The sequence below is a fragment of the Flavobacterium hankyongi genome, assembly GCF_036840915.1.
GTDB classification, from domain to species: domain Bacteria; phylum Bacteroidota; class Bacteroidia; order Flavobacteriales; family Flavobacteriaceae; genus Flavobacterium; species Flavobacterium hankyongi.
The window spans coordinates 2,860,973-2,880,477 of sequence record NZ_CP085725.1; the positions used below are offsets into that span (position 1 = coordinate 2,860,973).

Annotated in this window: 20 protein-coding genes; 10 read left to right on the forward strand and 10 right to left on the reverse strand. The window is 32.6% G+C overall.

Annotated elements, in window-relative coordinates; genetic code table 11:
* Positions 1-43 precede the first annotated feature (43 nt).
* Both LJY17_RS13055 and LJY17_RS13060 read right to left on the reverse strand, forming a co-directional pair.
* A complete protein-coding gene (locus LJY17_RS13055) occupies positions 44-436 on the reverse strand; it encodes a hypothetical protein (protein WP_264544260.1) in 393 nt (130 codons plus the stop codon).
* Positions 423-1,013: an RNA polymerase sigma factor gene (locus LJY17_RS13060; RefSeq protein WP_264544261.1), complete on the reverse strand. Its 591-nt coding sequence runs from the start codon at positions 1,011-1,013 to the stop codon at positions 423-425. The genes LJY17_RS13055 and LJY17_RS13060 overlap by 14 nt, the downstream gene beginning before the upstream one ends.
* Before the next feature lie 143 nt (positions 1,014-1,156).
* Between LJY17_RS13060 and LJY17_RS13065 the strand changes: the two genes are divergently transcribed.
* Positions 1,157-1,501: a DUF6249 domain-containing protein gene (locus LJY17_RS13065; RefSeq protein WP_264544262.1), complete on the forward strand. Its 345-nt coding sequence runs from the start codon at positions 1,157-1,159 to the stop codon at positions 1,499-1,501.
* 36 nt (positions 1,502-1,537) lie between these two features.
* On the forward strand, positions 1,538-3,793 hold the full coding sequence (locus LJY17_RS13070; protein WP_264544263.1) for a M1 family metallopeptidase: 2,256 nt from the start codon (positions 1,538-1,540) through the stop codon (positions 3,791-3,793).
* 110 nt (positions 3,794-3,903) lie between these two features.
* Here the strand turns inward: LJY17_RS13070 and LJY17_RS13075 are convergent, their stop codons facing one another.
* The 7 genes from LJY17_RS13075 to LJY17_RS13105 form a co-directional block, all read right to left on the reverse strand.
* Positions 3,904-4,884 carry an acyl transferase gene (locus tag LJY17_RS13075; RefSeq protein WP_264544264.1) on the reverse strand — a complete coding sequence of 327 codons (981 nt, stop codon included), beginning with the start codon at positions 4,882-4,884 and terminating at the stop codon, positions 3,904-3,906.
* A 49-nt stretch (positions 4,885-4,933) separates the two neighbouring features.
* Entirely contained in the window at positions 4,934-5,314 is a 381-nt protein-coding gene (locus tag LJY17_RS13080) for a hypothetical protein (protein WP_264544265.1), read from the reverse strand.
* 227 nt (positions 5,315-5,541) lie between these two features.
* Positions 5,542-5,865, reverse strand: a complete 324-nt coding sequence (locus LJY17_RS13085) for a T9SS type A sorting domain-containing protein (RefSeq protein ID WP_264544266.1) — start codon at positions 5,863-5,865, stop codon at positions 5,542-5,544.
* Positions 5,866-6,249: 384 nt separating this feature from the next.
* Positions 6,250-7,248: a T9SS type A sorting domain-containing protein gene (locus LJY17_RS13090; protein WP_264544267.1), complete on the reverse strand. Its 999-nt coding sequence runs from the start codon at positions 7,246-7,248 to the stop codon at positions 6,250-6,252.
* Positions 7,249-7,340: 92 nt separating this feature from the next.
* Positions 7,341-7,682, reverse strand: a complete 342-nt coding sequence (locus LJY17_RS13095) for a T9SS type A sorting domain-containing protein (protein ID WP_264544268.1) — start codon at positions 7,680-7,682, stop codon at positions 7,341-7,343.
* A 106-nt stretch (positions 7,683-7,788) separates the two neighbouring features.
* Positions 7,789-8,997 carry a hypothetical protein gene (locus LJY17_RS13100; RefSeq protein ID WP_264544269.1) on the reverse strand — a complete coding sequence of 403 codons (1,209 nt, stop codon included), beginning with the start codon at positions 8,995-8,997 and terminating at the stop codon, positions 7,789-7,791.
* Between the two features lie 127 nt (positions 8,998-9,124).
* Positions 9,125-11,923 carry a TonB-dependent receptor gene (locus tag LJY17_RS13105; RefSeq protein ID WP_264544270.1) on the reverse strand — a complete coding sequence of 933 codons (2,799 nt, stop codon included), beginning with the start codon at positions 11,921-11,923 and terminating at the stop codon, positions 9,125-9,127.
* Positions 11,924-12,104: 181 nt separating this feature from the next.
* Between LJY17_RS13105 and LJY17_RS13110 the strand changes: the two genes are divergently transcribed.
* Both LJY17_RS13110 and LJY17_RS13115 read left to right on the forward strand, forming a co-directional pair.
* On the forward strand, positions 12,105-12,788 hold the full coding sequence (locus tag LJY17_RS13110) for a response regulator transcription factor (protein ID WP_264544271.1): 684 nt from the start codon (positions 12,105-12,107) through the stop codon (positions 12,786-12,788).
* On the forward strand, positions 12,788-13,846 hold the full coding sequence (locus tag LJY17_RS13115; protein ID WP_264544272.1) for a sensor histidine kinase: 1,059 nt from the start codon (positions 12,788-12,790) through the stop codon (positions 13,844-13,846). The genes LJY17_RS13110 and LJY17_RS13115 overlap by 1 nt, the downstream gene beginning before the upstream one ends.
* Here the strand turns inward: LJY17_RS13115 and LJY17_RS13120 are convergent.
* The gene (locus tag LJY17_RS13120) at positions 13,809-14,870 is read right to left on the reverse strand and encodes a glycosyltransferase (protein WP_264544273.1); all 1,062 of its coding nucleotides are present in this window, start codon (positions 14,868-14,870) and stop codon (positions 13,809-13,811) included. The two genes, LJY17_RS13115 and LJY17_RS13120, sit on opposite strands and share 38 nt — an antisense overlap.
* A 97-nt stretch (positions 14,871-14,967) precedes the next feature.
* On the opposite strand from LJY17_RS13120, the gene trmB reads away from it, so the two are divergent.
* The 6 genes from trmB to LJY17_RS13150 all read left to right on the forward strand — a co-directional run bounded on the left by trmB (position 14,968) and on the right by LJY17_RS13150 (position 19,475).
* Positions 14,968-15,642 carry a tRNA (guanosine(46)-N7)-methyltransferase TrmB gene (gene trmB, locus LJY17_RS13125; RefSeq protein WP_264544274.1) on the forward strand — a complete coding sequence of 225 codons (675 nt, stop codon included), beginning with the start codon at positions 14,968-14,970 and terminating at the stop codon, positions 15,640-15,642.
* Positions 15,643-15,649: 7 nt separating this feature from the next.
* Positions 15,650-16,291: a lysine transporter LysE gene (locus LJY17_RS13130; RefSeq protein WP_264544275.1), complete on the forward strand. Its 642-nt coding sequence runs from the start codon at positions 15,650-15,652 to the stop codon at positions 16,289-16,291.
* An 11-nt stretch (positions 16,292-16,302) separates the two neighbouring features.
* Positions 16,303-16,644 carry an MGMT family protein gene (locus tag LJY17_RS13135; RefSeq protein ID WP_264544276.1) on the forward strand — a complete coding sequence of 114 codons (342 nt, stop codon included), beginning with the start codon at positions 16,303-16,305 and terminating at the stop codon, positions 16,642-16,644.
* Between the two features lie 116 nt (positions 16,645-16,760).
* Positions 16,761-17,891, forward strand: a complete 1,131-nt coding sequence (locus LJY17_RS13140) for an Mrp/NBP35 family ATP-binding protein (protein WP_264544277.1) — start codon at positions 16,761-16,763, stop codon at positions 17,889-17,891.
* A 68-nt stretch (positions 17,892-17,959) separates the two neighbouring features.
* Entirely contained in the window at positions 17,960-18,199 is a 240-nt protein-coding gene (locus LJY17_RS13145; RefSeq protein WP_073308572.1) for a NifU family protein, read from the forward strand.
* A 217-nt stretch (positions 18,200-18,416) separates the two neighbouring features.
* Positions 18,417-19,475: an NAD(P)/FAD-dependent oxidoreductase gene (locus LJY17_RS13150; RefSeq protein ID WP_264544278.1), complete on the forward strand. Its 1,059-nt coding sequence runs from the start codon at positions 18,417-18,419 to the stop codon at positions 19,473-19,475.
* The last annotated feature ends 30 nt before the right edge of the window (positions 19,476-19,505 follow it).

Sequence of the window (19,505 nt, forward strand, 5' to 3'; positions counted from 1 at the left end):
ATCAGATATAAAAAAGCCTCTCAATTTGAGAGGCTTTTTTGTTTTAATTTTTATGATTGAAATGATTTCGTAAGAATGTTATTTGTGCAAAAAGCATTAATGTTCCTGGCACAGCGATGTAGGTTGTAATCTTTGAAAAACTAAACATCTCAGATATATTGCTTTTGGATAGAAAGCTAAAATCAAGAGGAATAGACCATTTACTATTGCCTGTTGTTCCTTGTTGCAATACATATGAAATTAAAATTACTAATATACTTAAAACAATAAGAGAAGTTTGTTTTGAAATCAACGGTTTGTATTCGAAAGCTTTGTTTTTTTGGCTAACGCTTACTCTATCCATCACTTTTGAGGTGAAATCAAACGAAGGTGTTTCCAAAGTCTGATTTTTCATCATTTGGTCAATTAAGTCTTCGATATGTTTATCTTCTTTCATATTCATAATAATCTAACATTTCGGGTTCTAATCTTCTTTTTAAAATAGTGGCCAGTTTTTTTCTCGTTCGGAACAATTTTACTTTGACATTGTCAGTACTTATGTTCATTACTTTGGCAATTTCTTCGACCGATTGATCATCAAAATAATATAACGTTACTAAAAAAGCTTCATCACTAGGGAGTTCTTCTAGACATTGCTGTATGGCTTGATTCCGTTCCTTTTCATCTATACTGTCTAAAATTCCTTCTAATGCTTTCGTTTGATGTTCGCTGAAATCTTCTATATAAGAGACATTGTTTATCTTCTTTTTTTTCTTTAAAGCATCTAAACAAGTATTGTAAGTTACTTTATACACCCACGTTGAAAATTTAGATTCTCCTTTGAACTTAGATAAAGAATTAAAGACTTTTATAAATGTATCTTGAGCAATTTCTTCGGCTTCTTCTTTATTGTTGAGCATTTTGACCGCAAGCGTGTACACCATATCCTTATAACGGTCTACTAAAGTAGCAAAACTATTGGTGTTGCCATTTAGGACTAAATTGATATAATGCTGATCTTCTATTTGCGTCATATACAAGTAAGACGATAAAAGACACATTTTGGTTACAATATTATTTAAAAAAAATATTTTTCTTTTTCTTGTAACCAAAATGGAACTCTTGTCGTCATAGCTTATGAACAATCATTAAATTATTAATTTTAAATCAATCAATTATGTTAGCAGACATTTTAATTCCAATGAGTTTTTTCTCAGCAGTTTTTGGCGTTTTTTATCTTTACCTTTCAACTCGAAACAGAGAACGTTTGGCACTTATCGAAAAAGGAGTAGACGCCAGTATTTTTATGCCCGGAGCAAAAAGTAAATCACCTTTTTATAAAATAATACTTTTAAATTTGGCGTTATTGTTAATGGGTATAGGAATAGGTGCTTTTACAGCTTTATTATTAACAGCTTACACGTCATTAGATGAGAACGGTGTGTATCCGGCTACAATTTTTACAATGGCAGGTGTAGCTTTGTTTATTGGATTCAATATGACAAAAAAACTAGACGAATAAAATTTAATAATCAATTAAAAAAACATCAATCAAATCATGAACAAAAAACGTATTATAATGGCTTCCCTTTTGACTTTGTCAATGGGAACCACTAATTTGCAGGCTCAATCACAGCCTGCAAATTCTGTATCAAAATACAGTTATCACGATGCCTTTGCGCCAGGTTTTTATACTAAAAACGGAACCGAAACCCGTTCTGTAAGCGGTCAACCAGGAGCTAAATACTGGCAAAATAGAGCTGATTATAAATTAACGGCCGTTATAAATGAAAAAAATAATGAAATTGTTGGAACTGAGGTTTTGACTTATACCAACAATAGTCCAGATAAAATTTCATTTTTGTGGATGAATGTTGATCAGAATTTATTTAAAAATGATTCTAGAGGCGAAAGTGTGGTGCCAGTTTCGGGAAGTCGTAACGGAGATAAAGGGCAGGTTTTTGATGGAGGGCACAAAATAAAATCGGTTAAAATAGTTTCAAATAACAATGGTAAATCGGTAGAAAAAGATGTAAAGTTTGAAATTACAGACACTAGAATGCAGGTTTTTTTGCCAGAAGAATTGCAAGGTAATGGCGGAAAAATAGCTCTTAAAATAGACTTTTCTTTTATTTCACCTGATTACGGTTCAGACCGAATGGGGGTCTTAGAAACTAAAAATGGAAAAATATTCAGCATGGCACAGTGGTATCCAAGAATGTGCGTGTATGACGATATAAAAGGTTGGAATTCTTTACCTTATTTAGGTGCTGGTGAGTTTTATTTAGAATATGGGGATTTTGATGTAAGCATCACCGCACCTTCAAAACATATTGTAGTGTGTTCAGGAGAGTTGGTTAATGCCAATGAAGTCTATACTGTAGAGCAGCAAAAAAGATGGAAATTAGCAGCTCAAAGTGATAAAACTATAACGATTCGTTCTGCAGATGAAGTACTAAAAGCAGATTCAAGGCCCTCAAGTACAGGTACTTTAACATGGCGTTTTAAAATAAAAAACTCTCGTGATGTTTCATGGGCTTCTTCCGCGGCATTTATAGTTGATGCGGCTAAAATTAATCTGCCTAGTGGTAAAAAATCATTGGCCATTTCGGCTTATTCAGAAGAAAGTGCTGGACAAGAAGCTTGGGGAAGATCAACCGAATACACAAAAGCATCTATTGAAAATTATTCAAAACGTTGGTTTGAATATCCTTATCCAGCCGCTGTAAATGTGGCGAGTAACGCTGGTGGAATGGAATATCCTGGAATAGTATTTTGCGATTGGAAAGCAACTGGTGAAGATTTATGGGGAGTGACCGATCATGAATTTGGTCACACTTGGTTTCCTATGATTGTGGGGTCTAATGAACGTTTGTTTGCTTGGATGGATGAAGGCTTGAATACATTTATTAACTCGTTGAGTTCCTATGATTTTAATAATGGGGAATATAAAATGAGAAAAATGGACATGCAGAAAGGAGCTAATTTCCTAACAGGTTCCGACTTAGAGCCTATTATGACCTCACCTGACGGTATGAAAGAGCAAAACTTAGGGATTCTGGCCTACAGAAAGCCTTCTTCTGGATTAACCATATTAAGGGAACAGGTATTAGGCACTGAACGTTTTGATAGAGCATTGAAAATGTATGTAGAACGTTGGGCTTTCAAACATCCAGCACCAGATGATTTCTTTAGAACAATCGAAAATGTTTCAGGAGAAGATTTAAATTGGTTTTGGCGAGGATGGTTTGTGAATAATTGGAAATTAGATCAAGGAATAACTAAAATAAAATATTTGAAAAATAATCCGGCTAATGGGGTTCTAGTTTCAATCGTTAATTTAGAAAAAATGGCTATGCCGGTTGTTTTGGAAGTGAAAACTAAATCGGGTACGACAAGTAGAGTAAAATTGCCTGTTGAAATTTGGCAGCGAAATGTCGATTGGAAATTTAAGTTAGATTCAAAAGAAGAAATTGCAACAATTACCTTAGATCCTGATCACGCTTTCCCCGATGTAAATCCATCCAATAATGTTTGGGAAGCGGGTAAGGGTGAATTGGAAGTGGTTCCTTCACTTGCTGCTTATGTAGGTAAATTTTCAAGTAAACAAATTCCTGTAAAGATTAGTTTTACTGATGAAGATGGAATGCTTGTAGGAACTCCAGATAATAATCAAGGTTCTTTACAATTTGAATCGGCAGGAGAAAATAAATTTGTTTCAGAACAGGCTGGCGTTGAAGTGAAGTTTAACGAAGCAAAAAATGAATTTACTTTAAATATGGGTGGACAAAGCTTTTTGTTTACTAAAAGTTAAAATAGGCTTTTTAGAAAGTTCTATCATTATAAGAGTTTCTGGAAACAGAGACTCTTTTTATTTTTATATATTTTTTCTAAATTGTCTAATGTTCTAAGAAGTCTAACAATCTAGAGTACCATCAAATTACAACCACGAATATCAGAATTGTCAAATCTTCCCAATACTTCAAACGAATTATTTCCAGTTATTTTTCCTAAATCTTGTGTAGCAATAAACGAACAAGAGTTGATATTGGCTAAATCGATTACGTTAATTCCGCCTGTTTTTCCTTCTTTTACATACGTTAAAGCATCTTCGGGATCGCGCACTAATATTTGCATCCAAGAAGGGCATTCAAACACGCCATTTCCAAGCGAATAAGCTTGTGAAAGTAATTCAGTCATGCCATATTCCGAATGGATTTCAGAAACGCCAAATCCGTTACAAAGTATTTCGTGTAGTTCTTCTCGAATGATTTCTTTGCGGCGTCCTTTCATACCTCCAGTTTCCATGATAATAGTGTTTTTTAGATTGAATTTTTGCTTTTCAACCAAATCCAATAAAGCATAAGTCACACCAATTAAAATTATGTTCTGACCTTCATTATCAAGTCGGACTAGTTTTTTGATTAAATCATCGTAATTGTTGAGGTAAAATCCGCTTTCAGGATTATTGGAAAGTTGAATTAAATCATCCACCATATAGATTAATGAAGAGCCTTCACGTTCCAAATAAGACGGAAGAAGGGCTAAAACCACATAATCTTCTATATTGCCATAAAATTGCCTAAAACCTAAGCGATAGCTTTCTTCGTAGAACTCTAAATCAGTAACATGGTGTTTGCTAGTGCTCATGCCAGTTGTGCCGCTACTGGTAAAGGTAGTTTGAATAGCATCGGATGAACTTAAAACATCATGACTCTTGAAAAATTGTATGGGTAAAAAGGGGATGTCTTCAATGCGTTTGACATTGGTCTTGTCTTTTCTTAGCAATTGACAAAATTGTTGGTAGACGAGATTATTGTCATATTGAAATCGGAAAACCTTTAAGGTGATTTTCTCAAATTCTTTTTTCGAACCAATTTGAAATATGTCGGAAGTTGAAAACATATTTCAAAAGTAGTTAAAAAAAAAGTCCTGCAAAAGCAGGACTTTTCGGTTAGTCAATATTATAGCTTAGTGTTTGTTCTTTTTCACCTTCAACTACTTTTATTTTGTAAATTCCTTTCTCAAAATTTCTTAAGAAAATTGGATCTCCTACTGTAGTTGTAGAGAATACTTCTTGATTGTGATTGTTATAAATAATTACCTTTTTTTCTACATAGTTATCTGAAACAATGTATGCAAGTTTGCCAAATTTTTTTGAATCTTGATTAACAATATTTAATCCGGCAATTCCTTTTTTGATATCATCTTTTTTTGAAGGAATTGTATCAACAATAGTTTGGTTAACTGGATTGATTGATGTTGGCTCTGTGCTGTTTGCAGCAAAAGAGATTAATGATTGTAATGTTATTAATAAAGCTAAAAGATTTTTCATGACTTAGTTTGTTATTTATTTCTGAGTCAAAACTATTGCGAATTACTTTCTTGTCTTAATTTTTTCGATATTCTATTCTTTTTTCCGATAAACTGTATATTGATTGTGATTTAGTGTAGTTTTGTCCAAATGCTGTCTAACTAATTTTGGTGATATTTTTAGTTTGTAATTAGACAATAAAAAAAGCCTTACAAGTGTAAGGCTTAATATAAAGTGAAGTTAATTTCTTATTCTATAGTTATTTCTTTGATATCAGTTTTATCGCCTTCAACAATTTCCATAGTATATATTCCTCTTTTTAACTTTGATAAATTTATAGGTGTTCCTACTGTTTTTTTAGAATATACTTTTTTCCCCTCGTCGTCATAAAAAGAAACATTTTTCTCAGAGTATGAGTCTGAAATAACATAAACTTGATTGCCAAATTTTTGAGAATGTCTAGTCATAACTTTTAACCCATGAATATTAGTAGCTTTCGTGTTTTCTTCTACTAACTCAGATTCATTTTTAGAATTTTCATTTGCATCATTAACAGTAAGGTTGTTTTTCATTATTTCATTTGCACAACCAGTTAAACTTAGAAGCAATAAAAAATAAATAGTTTTCATAGTTTTATTTTCATTTTTTTGACTTTAAACAAATATATTAAAATCAGTTAAGGATAATATTTTATTTTTAATTAATTTACTGAATAACAACAATAAAATTGTTTTTTGTAGGAATCATGCTATAACAATCTAAAGAATGCTAAATTTTGATTTTTGAATAACCAATTTTAAGTTGGTTCATTTTCAGTTGTGGCAAAATAAATATAAAATTTGACTATTCTTCCATCTCATAGATAAACTGTAAAAAAAATAGTTGAAAAACTTAAAATTAAAAGCCCTAACCAATTTTGGTTAGGGCTTTTATAATATAATTCTCTTAGAAAGAATTTATTCAACAACAATCTTTCTTGTTGCAGTTTTTCCTTCTTCAGTAATTTTTACTACATAAACACCTTTGCTTAAAGATGAAATGTTTACTGTATTGTTTACAGTTTTAGTGTTTAAAACAGATTTTCCTAAAACATCATATAATTGTACTTCTTTAGCAGTGAAACTGTCTGAAGTTACATACAATGTGTTTTTAGCTGGATTAGGATATACTTTTAAACCAGTAATGTTATTTTGAGCAACACTTAAATTTGAAGGAGTTACAGAAGCCCATGTTTGTCCAACACGTATTTCATCTATTTCGACATTACCAGTTCCTGCGGTTGCATTGCCTCCTTGACGTATTACAAAGCCTGCAATTTGAGTTGGTGCTGCTGTTGTTCCAGTTGCATTAGTTGAAGATGGAGCTGGTTCAGCAGATCCTGGAGTTGGATTTATGAATAAGCTAGCTGTGTTTGTAGCTAAATCATATTTCATAACTAACAAATGAGTTGTATTTGCAGCTAATTCAGTTGTAGCGTATGTAGGGTTTGCAGTTCCTCCACTGTTGTTTAAAGCGCCTACAAGGAAACCTCCAGCAGTTCCTTGTTTCATGTAAATCCTTGCTTGGAAAGTTGTAGTAGATGCAGTTGCATTATTAGTTACTGCAATTGAATAGTCTCCTGTAGAACTGTTTAAATTTAATGCCGTAGGGTCAACTTTTACTAATACTGAATAATATACAGAACCTGATGTTATTGGGGCTGTTATTGCTTTATTAACATCTTCTGAGTTCCCTGCCACAATGGCTGTTCTGTTTCCTGTTGAAACTGCTAGACCAGCTTTATATAGACTATTTCCTGAATCACTTGCGCTTGTTAGTATTGTTTGTTGTCCAGCTGTTCCGCTGTGAGTTGTCCATCCATTTGCTGATAACGCTCCTGTTTCTGTAAAAGAAAATGTTTGCCCAAATGACATTACTGTAGCTAATAAAGCTCCTATAAAGTAAATTTTTTTCATTGTTTTTTATTTAAATTGGATAACAAATATAACAAGTAATTTCTTTGTTGAGAAAGAAATAATGTAAATAAATTATTAAAATTTATGTTTAATTACTTGATAATTAATTTTCGGGTAGCACGCAAATCACCTTCTTTTATCTTGATAATGTAAACGCCTGAGGATAATGAAGAAACATTTAACTCTTTTGAGTTTATGGTAACTTGCATTACTTTTTTGCCCAGTACATCAAAAATTTCAATTTCTTTTGGTGCTAAAGATTTTGATGAAATATAAACACGATCACCTCCCGTGGGATTAGGGTAGATGTTTAAATTTTCGAAAGGTTGTTCTTGGAATTTAGAAGTCAATGCAGAATCCTTACCCTCTTGAGCATTAACGCTCAAAGAAAATAGGAATAACAAGGATGTAATATAAAAGTATTTTTTCTTCATTGATTTCTTTATTCTAGTAAAGATAATAAATTATTTTCAAATTTAATACCAAAAAAAATGTCTCAAGAGAACTTGAGACATTTTTTGTATTTATTTAACAATATTGTTATTGTATTAAGTTAACACCATTTACTGTTGACCAATTACCACTAACTAAAGATGCTCCAGTGGCAGTAGTTGTTTTGTTCCAGTTTGAAGTTGGGTTAAAACTTGATGATGATAATGTGAATGTTGCAGCTCCCGAGATAAAATCATTATCAGTATTTGTAACTTTAACATTTGTAAGTTTGATTTTTCCTCCAGCCACTTGGTGGTCATATGTGGTTTTGTCTAATACTTGAATTGCACCACCATTCCATGGAGTTGATCCAGTTTGATTTTTGTATCCATCGATAACAATATTGCTGTAATCTCCATTACCTTCTTTTTTAAATTGGATTGCGTCCAATTGGATTTCACTTTGGGCCTCTGTTACTGTACCAGCAGCTCTTTTTAAAGTGATGCCTACAATTTTGGGCCAAAAGTTATTATCAACACTTTTTGATTCAATTTCCATACCATAATTCCCTGTTCCTACTTGGTAAGCATACCAGTTTGTGTTGTCTTGACCTCTCCAGCCATCTTGCCAGTCAAAAGAATCATCTTTATTTCCGTAAGAAATTAAGTTTTTAGCGCTTACAGTTCCTCCGTAAAATTCGAAACCATCATCATTACCCATGTATGATACTAAATTTTCTAAAACTGTTCCAGAACCTACTGAGTAAAAAGAAAATCCGTTATGTTCTTTACTGTTTGTAGTAATTACTTGTCCTGCATACTCAACACGAACATATTTTAATGAACCACCATTGTGAGTAGCATTAGAACCACCATAAATTGATCCAGTTCCATCTTCAGACGTCGCTGTTTGTGGAGCAGGATTAGATGCAGAATTCACAATAGGAGCATCTCCATACATAATGATTCCTGCCCATGATCCTGGTACTTTAGATTTTTCTGTAAATACAATTGGTTCAGCTGCTGTACCATTAGCAATTAACTTTCCTCCGTTTAATACAATTAAACCGTTTTCACCTGTAGACTTATCTGCAGTAATTGTACATCCAGGTTCAAAAGTTACTGTTACGCCGCTTTGGATTTTTACCATTCCTTTCAGAGTGTAGTTTCCATAAGCATAAGTTACATTTGAAGATATATTACCTGTTATTTCTCCAACAGCAGGAGTTTTTGCTCCTGATCCATCTTCGTCGTCATCGTTAGAACATCCTGTGAAGATTGTTGCCATTATAGCTAGGCAAAATGCTAATTTTTTCATGATTATAAGTTTTCGTGTTATTTGTGAGACAAAGCTAAATTTTAAAAACCTTACTATTCTAACCAAATGGTTATCAAATAGTAAGGTTTTTGATAAGTTTGTGTTTATAAATCGTTAAGTGATTTTCTTAGAAAGTATAAGATAAATTGGCAGAAAAACCAACTCCTTTTTTGTATGATTTCACCGTTAAATCGCTTTCAGAAATTTGGATTCTGCTTTTATCACCCATTTGGATTTTATAGGTTGGATTTAAAATGTTTTCTGCAGAAAGTTTGATATCCCATTTGTCAGATATTTTATTTCCCCATATAAAATCTAGTTTATTAAAAGGCATTTCATAGTAGTTGTCAAGTTTATTTGTACCAACAGCATAGATGCGTTTGCTGTATGCGTTGAAAACTAAAGTCATTGTGTTTTTCCAGTCTTTACTGAATTCAGATTCGTATTTTAAATCAGCGTTAATAATCCATGGTGAAGCACCTTGTAATTTTCTTGAAGGATTAGAATCTACAGCAATAGTTTCTGGACTTTGTAAACCATCCTTAACTTTTTCGATTTCTACTTTAGAATACATTAATGAAGTGTTCATTCCAAAAGAGAAATTAGATAATACACTCGATATTCTTTCTAATTGTACCAAGAATTCTAATTCAGCTCCATAAAGAGTAGCTTTTTTAGAGTTATTATAAGTAATGATTTGACCACCACTTCCAGCAGATGGAGAGAATAACCTTTCAATTGGATTCTGAATAAATTTTGAGAATCCTGTAATAGTAACCATCTCTTTTGATGATGGGAACCACTCATATTTTAAATCAAAATTATAATTGTCACTATTTTTTGCTTTTCGATTACCATTTTCTATTGTGCCGTCTGGGTTAACAAATTCTAATGGGTAAGATTCCATAATTACAGGTTTTGTAATTGTTTTTGACCCTGCGAAACGTACATTTGAGTTGTCATTTAGTTTGTACTTTGCGTTAAGAGAAGGTAAAAAATTGATTTTGTCTAATTTGTCTTTCTTGTATGGTTCATCAAAACTACCAGCATCTTTATATTTTGTTTCACGATTTGTTTGCTCTACTCTTGCACCTAGATTTAAGTCGATTCTTTCTCCAAATTTAAAAGCACCATCAATATATCCAGCGTTTACGAATTCTAATAATTTAGGTTTGTATGTTGCGTTTGTTCCTTCTTTATAAGTAAAGTTCCCATTTTCTAATTCCGAAGTTAATGTTGCGTCAGGTTCGTTAGTGTTCAAAATGACAGAATTTGAAGCCATGTTTTGAGAAATTAAGAATCTGAATTTAGATTGCATTTGATTAACATAGCCGTTGTAACCAATAGTTAATTTATTTGCTTTCTCTAAATCTTCGTTTCCAAATTTCCAACTGTATTCTGCCATTCCAGATAAGTAATGTTTACCATCAAAGTCTAAATATTGTCTAAATAAACTGTTTCCAGTATATGTGATTGAGGTGTGATCTTCATCAATTTTAGCCCCTTTGAATGATTTACGATCAGGCAATTCGTAGTTTGAAGTTGAATAAGAAACACCAGCTTTAACTGTATGCTTTTCATCTTTAGTTAACTTGTAATTTCCAAAAAGTTGAGTGTTTAAGTAACTTGTTTCTTGTAATTCATTTAGTCTTATGAATGAATTTGTAATATTAGCCTGGCCATTTGTAGATCCCAATTGATCTTGAATCATATTTTGTGTGGTTTTCAAATAAAAAGTATTTGAAGTAACATTTAAACGATTGTTTTTAAAGTTTAAAACAGCTAAAGCAGATGAGTTAGTTAAATATTTATAAGAGGTTGTTCTTAAATTATTATCGTAATTATCTTGTCCTGGATTAAAAAAGCGATCAACTCCCTCTCTAACTTGGTATTTATTGTCAAAATTTACCGAAAGTAAATAACTTAAAGTATTATGGTCTCCAATTGAAAATTTATCAGAATTTAAAATGCTAAAGCTTGTGTTTAGTGGAGATTTATCTTTTTTAACATCAAAACCAGAGCCAAATCCAGTTAATGCTTCACTTGGTCTTAATTCATAATTTGCAGGCTTGCTTCCTACTACAGTTGGAATATTTCTTTCATTTCCAGAAAAACCGAAGAAGTCTCCTGTTGAAGTTGCGTCTTTAGAAATCAAAAAGTCATTTAAGTTGTTTCCTGTAGTATATCCAGCACCAAAACTAATTTTAGTTTGTCCTTTTGTTGGATTTGCAGTTAAAATGTTAAAAGTTCCTCCAGCAAAATCACCATAAATATTAGTGTTGAAAGTTTTATATGTTTCAATAATGCTTACAATGTCAGTACTGAAAATATCAAGTGGGATAATTTTTTTAAATGGATTGTTTGATGGAACTGCAAGACCATTAATCAAAAGGTTGTTATATCTGTCTTCTAGTCCGCGAACAAATAATCCACGTCCGTCAACTTTAGAAATACCTGTAATTTTTGTTAATCCTTCTTCAACATCACTTACTCCTTTACGTGACATTTCTTGTGCACCTATACTTTGTTTAATTTCAACAGCTTTTTTTTGTTCTAGTAATAAAGCTGTTTCTTTTTCACGACTTACAGTTGCTTTAACCAAAACGTCTTCCATAGTTACACTTCCTGAGCCTAATATTTGGTTGACTACTTTGTTTTCACCTTCGTTTACTGTGAAGGTAATTTCTTTAGATTCGTATCCTAAAAAGCTGAATACTATAGTATGTGTTCCTGGAGTTACTTCGATTGCATATTTACCGTCAATATCAGTTGATGCTCCTAGTGTAGTTCCTTTTATACTTATGTTGGCAAAAGGAAGAGGTTCTCCTTTTAAATCTTTATCTGAAACAATTCCCGAAACAGAAGTTTTTTGGGCAAATGTTATTAAAGAGAATAATAAGAATAAAATGGTTAATCTGGTTCTCATTTGTTGTGTGTTTTAATTTTGTGCAAAGGAATAAGGGAAATGTAAAGTCTGTGTTAGTTACAAGTTACCTTTTGGTTTTTATTATGTTAGGTAATTGTTATCATATTAAATTTGTGTAACTTTAAAAAAATCACTTATTTTATATATACTTTTACGACGCAAAAACCAGACAATACCTCGTATGAAGAAGAAAGATATTAAGATCTTGTTAGTTGATGACGAAGCCGATATTCTAGAAATTGTTGGCTACAATTTATCTCAGGAAGGATACCAAATCTTTACAGCAGAAAATGGCAAAAAAGCCGTAGAAAAAGCAAAAAAGCATCACCCACATCTTATAATAATGGACGTAATGATGCCTGAAATGGATGGAATGGAAGCTTGTGAAAATATTAGAAAAATACCTGAATTAAGTCAAACAATAATTACTTTTTTAACAGCTAGAAATGAAGATTATTCATTAGTAGCAGGATTTGATGCAGGTGCAGACGATTATATTTCTAAACCAATAAAGCCAAAAGTATTAGTAAGTAAAGTAAAAGCATTATTAAGAAGATTGAAAGAAGAACAAAGTTCGTCTGAAAATCTTAACGTTGGAGGAATTGAAATAAATAGAGAGGAATATAAAATTCATAAAGATGGTGAAGAAATAATTTTACCCAGAAAAGAATTTGAATTGTTCTATTTATTAGCTTCAAAACCTGGGAAAGTATTTAAAAGAGAAGAAATTCTTGATAAAGTATGGGGTAATGAAGTTGTGGTTGGAGGTAGAACTATCGATGTTCATATTAGAAAACTACGTGAAAAAATAGGAGAAGAGTTATTTAAAACCATCAAAGGAGTAGGTTATAAATTTGAATTTTAATGAGTATAAGTTTTAAGAAAACATATAAGTTTGCTGTAAAATCTGCATTATATATTTCATTGTTTTCTGTTGGATTTATATCTATTTTAAGTTATTTTTTCTTCGAAATCAACTGGTTTTTCAGTTTAGCTTTTGGAGTTTCAATTTTTGTTTTTTCGTTTTTCGTTTTACAATATAGAGTGGAACGATTTATTTATAGACGAGTAAAAAAAATATACGACGATATCTCGTTTTTAGATTCTTCCGAATTCAGAAATCAATCTATTACTACAGATATGGCAACGTTAACCAAGCAGGTTAAAAAGTTTGCTACCGATAAAAAATTGGAGATTGAAATGCTCAAAGACCGAGAAGAATATCGTCGCGAGTTTTTAGGGAATGTATCTCACGAACTAAAAACCCCTTTGTTTACTGTGCAAGGTTATATTTCAACATTATTAGATGGGGCACATAAAGATAAAGTATTGAGAAAAAAATATCTTGAAAGAGCCGAAAAAGGAGTTGAACGACTTGTATATATAGTTGAAGATCTAGACATGATTGGTAAACTAGAAATGGGAGATGAAAGTTTAGAATTGGTTGAGTTTGACATTGTTGAATTATCTCAAAATGTTATGGATTTATTAGAAATGCAGGCTAATAAAAAAGACATCTCACTTAGTTTTGATTCTAAATATTACAGACCAATTTTTGTTTTAGGTGATTACGATAAAATTCAGCAAGTAATGATGAATTTAGTAATGAACTCTATAAAATACGGTAAAGAAGGAGGTTCTACCGAAATTGGTATTGAAGATCTAACAAATAATAAAGTCATTGTTAGAATTACTGATAATGGGGAAGGGATTGAGAAACATAACATACCTCGTTTGTTTGAACGATTTTTCCGAGTTGACAAAAGTGGTGCTCGTGCCGAAGGTGGTTCAGGACTTGGTTTGTCAATTGTGAAACATATTATAGAAGCCCACGATGAAAAAATTTACGTTGAAAGTAAATTTGGTAAAGGCTCTGAATTTTCTTTTACTCTCGAAAAAGTTGAAAAAGATTCTTCCAACTAACATTGGTCTTGAAATCTTTTAAACCTTTATATAAATCTATTTCAAGTAATTTTTCTGTTTTAAAATCATCTTGTTTGCAATAAGGAACCAATCCTTCTTTTTTGTACTTTTTAGCTAAATACTCTTGCTCGTATTGACCTGGTGTTGGGATAAAAAAGGCTTTCTTTCCAAGCTGAGCTAAGTCCATAACTGTAGTATAACCTGATCGACACAATATAATTTCACTTTCATTAAAAGCCTTTTCTAGTTCTGCAGAATTCATATAATTGTAAAAAGTGAATTGTTCTTTCTCTTCAACGATTTGTTGAGGTTGAATTTTTCCTTTTACAAATAAAATTGATCCTTTATAAGTTTGCAGTTCAAGACTTAATTTTTCTTCTAACATTGTTCTTTGAGGTTCCGGTCCTGAAAGAATAACCATTAAATCATATTTTTTATTTAATTGTTTTTTATGCAAACGACTCAGTGGTCCAATGTATTTTATCCCATTGTGTTTTGTGTCTAAGTGACCAAGTTTTCCAGTCAGGTTTGGAGTAGAGTCAACGTCAGGAACCCAACATTGATCAAACTTACTAATAATGTATTGATGCATTTTACTGGTTAACCAAGTTGTATTTCCAGTCATTACATTAAGTTGATGGGTAATAAATACCGAAGGTACTTTTTTATAACGCACACCTAACCTGTTGTCAGAGATGATTCCATCAATGTTATGTTCCTTGCATATTTTTTTTATCAGCTTTTTTTCTTCTAAAATGGCTTCAATCATTTTAGGACTGTTTGCCAATAGTTTTAGTTTAAAGAATTGGCCGTTTTTTGGATACTCAATGTTGTAAGAAGGCAATTCGACAGTTTGAATATGCGGAAATTCCTTTCGTAATAAATCTAAAGCAACACCGTCTGAAGCGATTATTGGTGTAAAATGATGAGTTTCTAGTGCTTTTATAATAGGTATACAACGAGTGGCGTGACCTAATCCCCAGTTTAATGGGGCTACCAAAATTTTTTTTGATGTATTCTCCAAAGTTTACTGATATGCGATAAATTACATTAAATGTAAAGATAAATGTATTTTCATTGCGGTATATTTCCTTAATTTTACCAAAATTTTAAGTTTAGTTGTGGGAAGTAAGAATAAATTAAAGAGGTTTAAGGAAAACGAAACGTTTAGCAATGTTTTTCAACCAACAAGAGAAGAAGTAGTTTCAGGGAATTTTCCTTTGAAAGGAAAGTGGAATAAAGATTTTTTCAAAAATGATCATCCCATTATTTTGGAACTTGGTTGTGGAAAGGGTGAATATACTATTGGTTTAGCAGAAAGAAATTTAGATAAAAACTACATTGGTATTGATGTTAAAGGAGCACGCTTTTGGCGTGGTGCAAAAACATCAGTTGAAAATGGAATGGATCATGTGGCTTTTGTTAGAACTCAAATTGAGTTAATAGAACATATTTTTGCAGAAAATGAGGTGGATGAAATTTGGATTACATTCCCAGATCCACAAATAAAATATAAGCGAACCAAACACAGAATGACCAATTCAGAATTTTTGAAATTGTATAAAAGAATTCTGAAACCTAACGGTGTAATGAATTTAAAAACAGATTCTGAATTTATGCACGGTTACACTCTTGGATTACTGCATGGAGAAGGGCATGAGGTTGAATATGCAAATCACAATGTTTATAAAAATGAAGGGTCGCCAAAAGAAGTAACCGATATTCAAACGTTTTATGAAAAACAATATTTGGAAGTTAACAAGGCAATTACGTATATTCGATTTAAAATAAAATAGCATTTACATGGCTCTAATTTTGCCGTTGTTTTTTGGGTTTTTGACTGCGCTTGTGGGAGTTGCTCCTCCGGGAATTATTAATATGACCGCAGCCAGAATTAGCCTCCAAGACGGTAAATCTAGAGCCATGATGTTTACACTTGGAGCCTCAATTGTGGTTCTTGTACAAACATTAGTTGCTGTAACCTTCGCTCAATATATTGGAGGTCATAAAGAGGTGGTTGTTTTGTTGCGTGAAATTGGTTTTGGTATTTTTGCAATCCTTACCATTTATTTTATTTTTATAGCTAAGACTCCTAAAGTCAAGCTAAACGATGAATTGCAGATTAAGAGTAAAAAAAGCCGATTTTTCCTTGGAATGCTTATTTCTGCTATTAATTTTTTCCCCATACCATATTATGTTTTTGCCAGTATAACCCTTGCTTCTTATGGGTATTTTACATTTGATATTCCTTCGGGATGTTCTTTTGTTATTGGAGTGGTTTTGGGGAGTTTTACAGTTTTTTATGCCTATATAGCTTATTTTAAAAAAATAGAATCTAAGGCGGTTTATTTGTTGAAAAATATGAACATTATCATGGGGACAATAACAGGTGTTGTTTCGGTGTTAACGTTATACAATATCCTTAAGTACTACTATAAATTTTAAAACTAGTTGTTTTGGCAAAAGACAATCCCGATAATGATAATTTCTTTGAAAGAGTTTATGCAATTGCCCGACAAATTCCGGAAGGTAGAGTTACCTCTTATGGCGCTATTGCAAAGGCTTTAGGGACTGCACGATCTGCAAGAATGGTAGGTTGGGCAATGAATGCTTCTCATAATATGGATGATGTGCCCGCACACCGTGTAGTCAATCGTAATGGGGTACTTACTGGTAAGCATCATTTCGACGGAACAAGTTTAATGCAGCAATTATTGGAAAGTGAAGGTGTTGAGGTTGTTGATAACCAAATTGTTGATTTTGAGAAATATTTTTGGCAACCTGAAATTCAAGTATAATCTCTTCTTATAACATTATAAAAACTTTGGAGCTTTCTTGCTTTGTCACTTTGTAACTTCTTCACTATCTTTGCAATCTAAAATCAGTTTAAATAAATATAAACTGTCTTTTGAGTATGAAATTAGATAGAAAAGAAATCCTTAAAGCATTAGAGAATATTTCTATTGCAGGAGAAGGGAAAAATATGGTCGAAAGTGGCGCAGTAACCAATGTGATAACTTTTGGCGATGAGGTTGTCGTTGATTTAGCGTTAACAACTCCCGCAATGCATATTAAAAAACGCGCAGAAGATGATATTCGTAAGTTAATTCACGAAACATTTTCTCCAGAGATTACAGTAAAAGTAAATATCAAAGTTGAAGTTCCTGAAAAAACAAATGAGATTAAAGGGAAAGCAATTCCTGGAATTTCAAACATTATTGCAGTAGCTTCAGGAAAAGGAGGAGTAGGAAAATCTACTGTAACAGCAAATTTAGCTGTGACTTTAGGTAAAATGGGTTTCAAAGTTGGAGTACTTGATGCAGATATTTACGGACCTTCAATGCCAATCATGTTTGACGTTGAAAACGAAAAACCTATTTCAATCGAAGTTTACGGAAAATCAAAAATGAAACCTATCGAAAGTTATGAAATCAAATTGCTTTCAATTGGGTTTTTTACAGCACCAAGTCAAGCCGTGATTTGGCGTGGACCTATGGCTGCTAAAGCATTAAACCAAATGATTTTTGATGCCGCTTGGGGTGATTTAGATTTCTTATTAATTGATTTGCCTCCAGGAACAGGTGACATTCACTTGTCAATCATGCAGTCGTTACCTATCACAGGAGCGGTTGTGGTAAGTACACCACAAGCAGTTGCCTTGGCCGATGCTAAAAAAGGAGTGTCGATGTTTTTGTCAGATAGTATAAATGTTCCTGTTTTAGGAATTGTGGAAAACATGGCTTACTTCACACCTGAAGAATTGCCAAATAACAAATATTACATCTTTGGTAAAGAAGGAGCTAAAAATCTTGCTGAAGATTTACAAGTGCCTTTCTTAGGAGAAGTGCCGTTGGTGCAAAGTATTCGCGAAGCGGGTGATTATGGTCGTCCAGCTGCATTACAAACAGCATCTCCATTAGAGAAAGTATTTGAAGAAATTGCAAGAAACACTGTTCAGGAAGTAGTAAGTCGTAACGAAAGCCTTCCTCCAACAGAAGCTATAAAAATCACAACAATGGCTGGTTGTTCGGCTGTTAAAAAATAGAGTTTTGAGTACAGTTGCACAAATAATAAATCTGACAACTGTAAGCTGTAAACTGTAAACTTAAAATGATGACAAATCAAGAATTAGAACAAAACATTTTAAAAGCTCTAGACGAAATCCGTCCGTTTTTAAATTCCGATGGTGGTGATATTACCCTTGTAGGAATTGAAGATGATAAGCATGTTAAAGTTCGTTTGGAAGGTGCATGTACTAGCTGTAGCTTAAGTATAAGTACTCTTAAAGCAGGTGTAGAAACTACCATAAAAAAATACGCACCACAAATCGAAACCGTGGTAAATGTTGCTTAATGTATCCTAAGAGTGTCGAAGGATGGGCGTGACCCTTCGGGTCGGGCTTTTCGCTATATCTTTTATTTGGTCATTGATTGTTCACTGAGCTTGTCGAAGTGCGAAATGACCAATAAAAAAGGATGTTGCTACAATCCCTCAAGCAAAACTGACATTAGTCATAAAATAAGTGATATAGTTTAAAGAACTTTGAGCTTTGAACTTTAAATTAAAAAAAATGATTGAAACCGATATACTTATTATAGGCGCAGGGCCTACGGGACTTTTTGCTGTTTTTGAAGCAGGACTTTTAAAATTAAAATGTCATTTAATTGACGGTTTGCCACAACCAGGTGGTCAGTTAACCGAATTGTACCCTAAAAAACCCATCTTTGATATTCCAGGATATCCATCAGTAAATGCGGGGGAATTAGTAGATAATTTAATGGAACAAATCAAGCAGTTCCAACCTGGCTTTACTTTAAATGAGGTTGCCGAAAAAATTCAAAAATTAGAAGACGGAACTTTTATTGTTACCACAAATAAAGGTACAGAGCACCATGCAAAAGCGGTAGCGATTGCAGGTGGATTGGGGATTTTCGAGCCAAGAAAACCTATTTTGAAAGATATTGAGTTTTATGAACAAGAAGATCGCGGAGTAGAATATTTTGTAAAAGATCCAGAAAAATTCCGTGGTAAAAAAATTGTAATTTCTGGTGGTGGTGATTCGGCACTAGATTGGACTGTTTTCTTGTCAAATGTAGCTTCAGAAGTAACTTTGGTTCATAGAAGAAATGAATTCCGTGGTGCTTTAGATTCAGTTGAAAAAGTTCAGGAATTGAAGCAGCAAGGTAAGATTAAATTAATAACAGAAGCAGAAGTTATTGGTTTCAATGGTTCAGAACGTATAACAGCGGTAGATATTCAAGTAGGTAAAGCTCGAACAAATGTGGTTTGTGATTATTTTATTCCGCTATTCGGTCTTACTCCTAAATTAGGTCCTATTGCCAACTGGGGATTAGAAATCGAGAAAAATGCTATTAAAGTTAATAACGCCTTAGATTATCAGACTAACATTGATGGTATTTATGCAATAGGTGATGTGAATACCTATCCTGGAAAGTTAAAGTTGATTTTATGTGGTTTCCACGAAGCGACTTTAATGTGCCAAAGTGTTTATAACAGAATTAATCCTGGAAAGAAATATGTGTTAAAATATACTACGGTTTCTGGAGTTGATGGATTTGATGGATCTAGAAAAGAAGCAGAAAAAGCAGTCATTAAAGCAATTGATTAAAACAATATATTATTAATAAAAGAGCGGGAT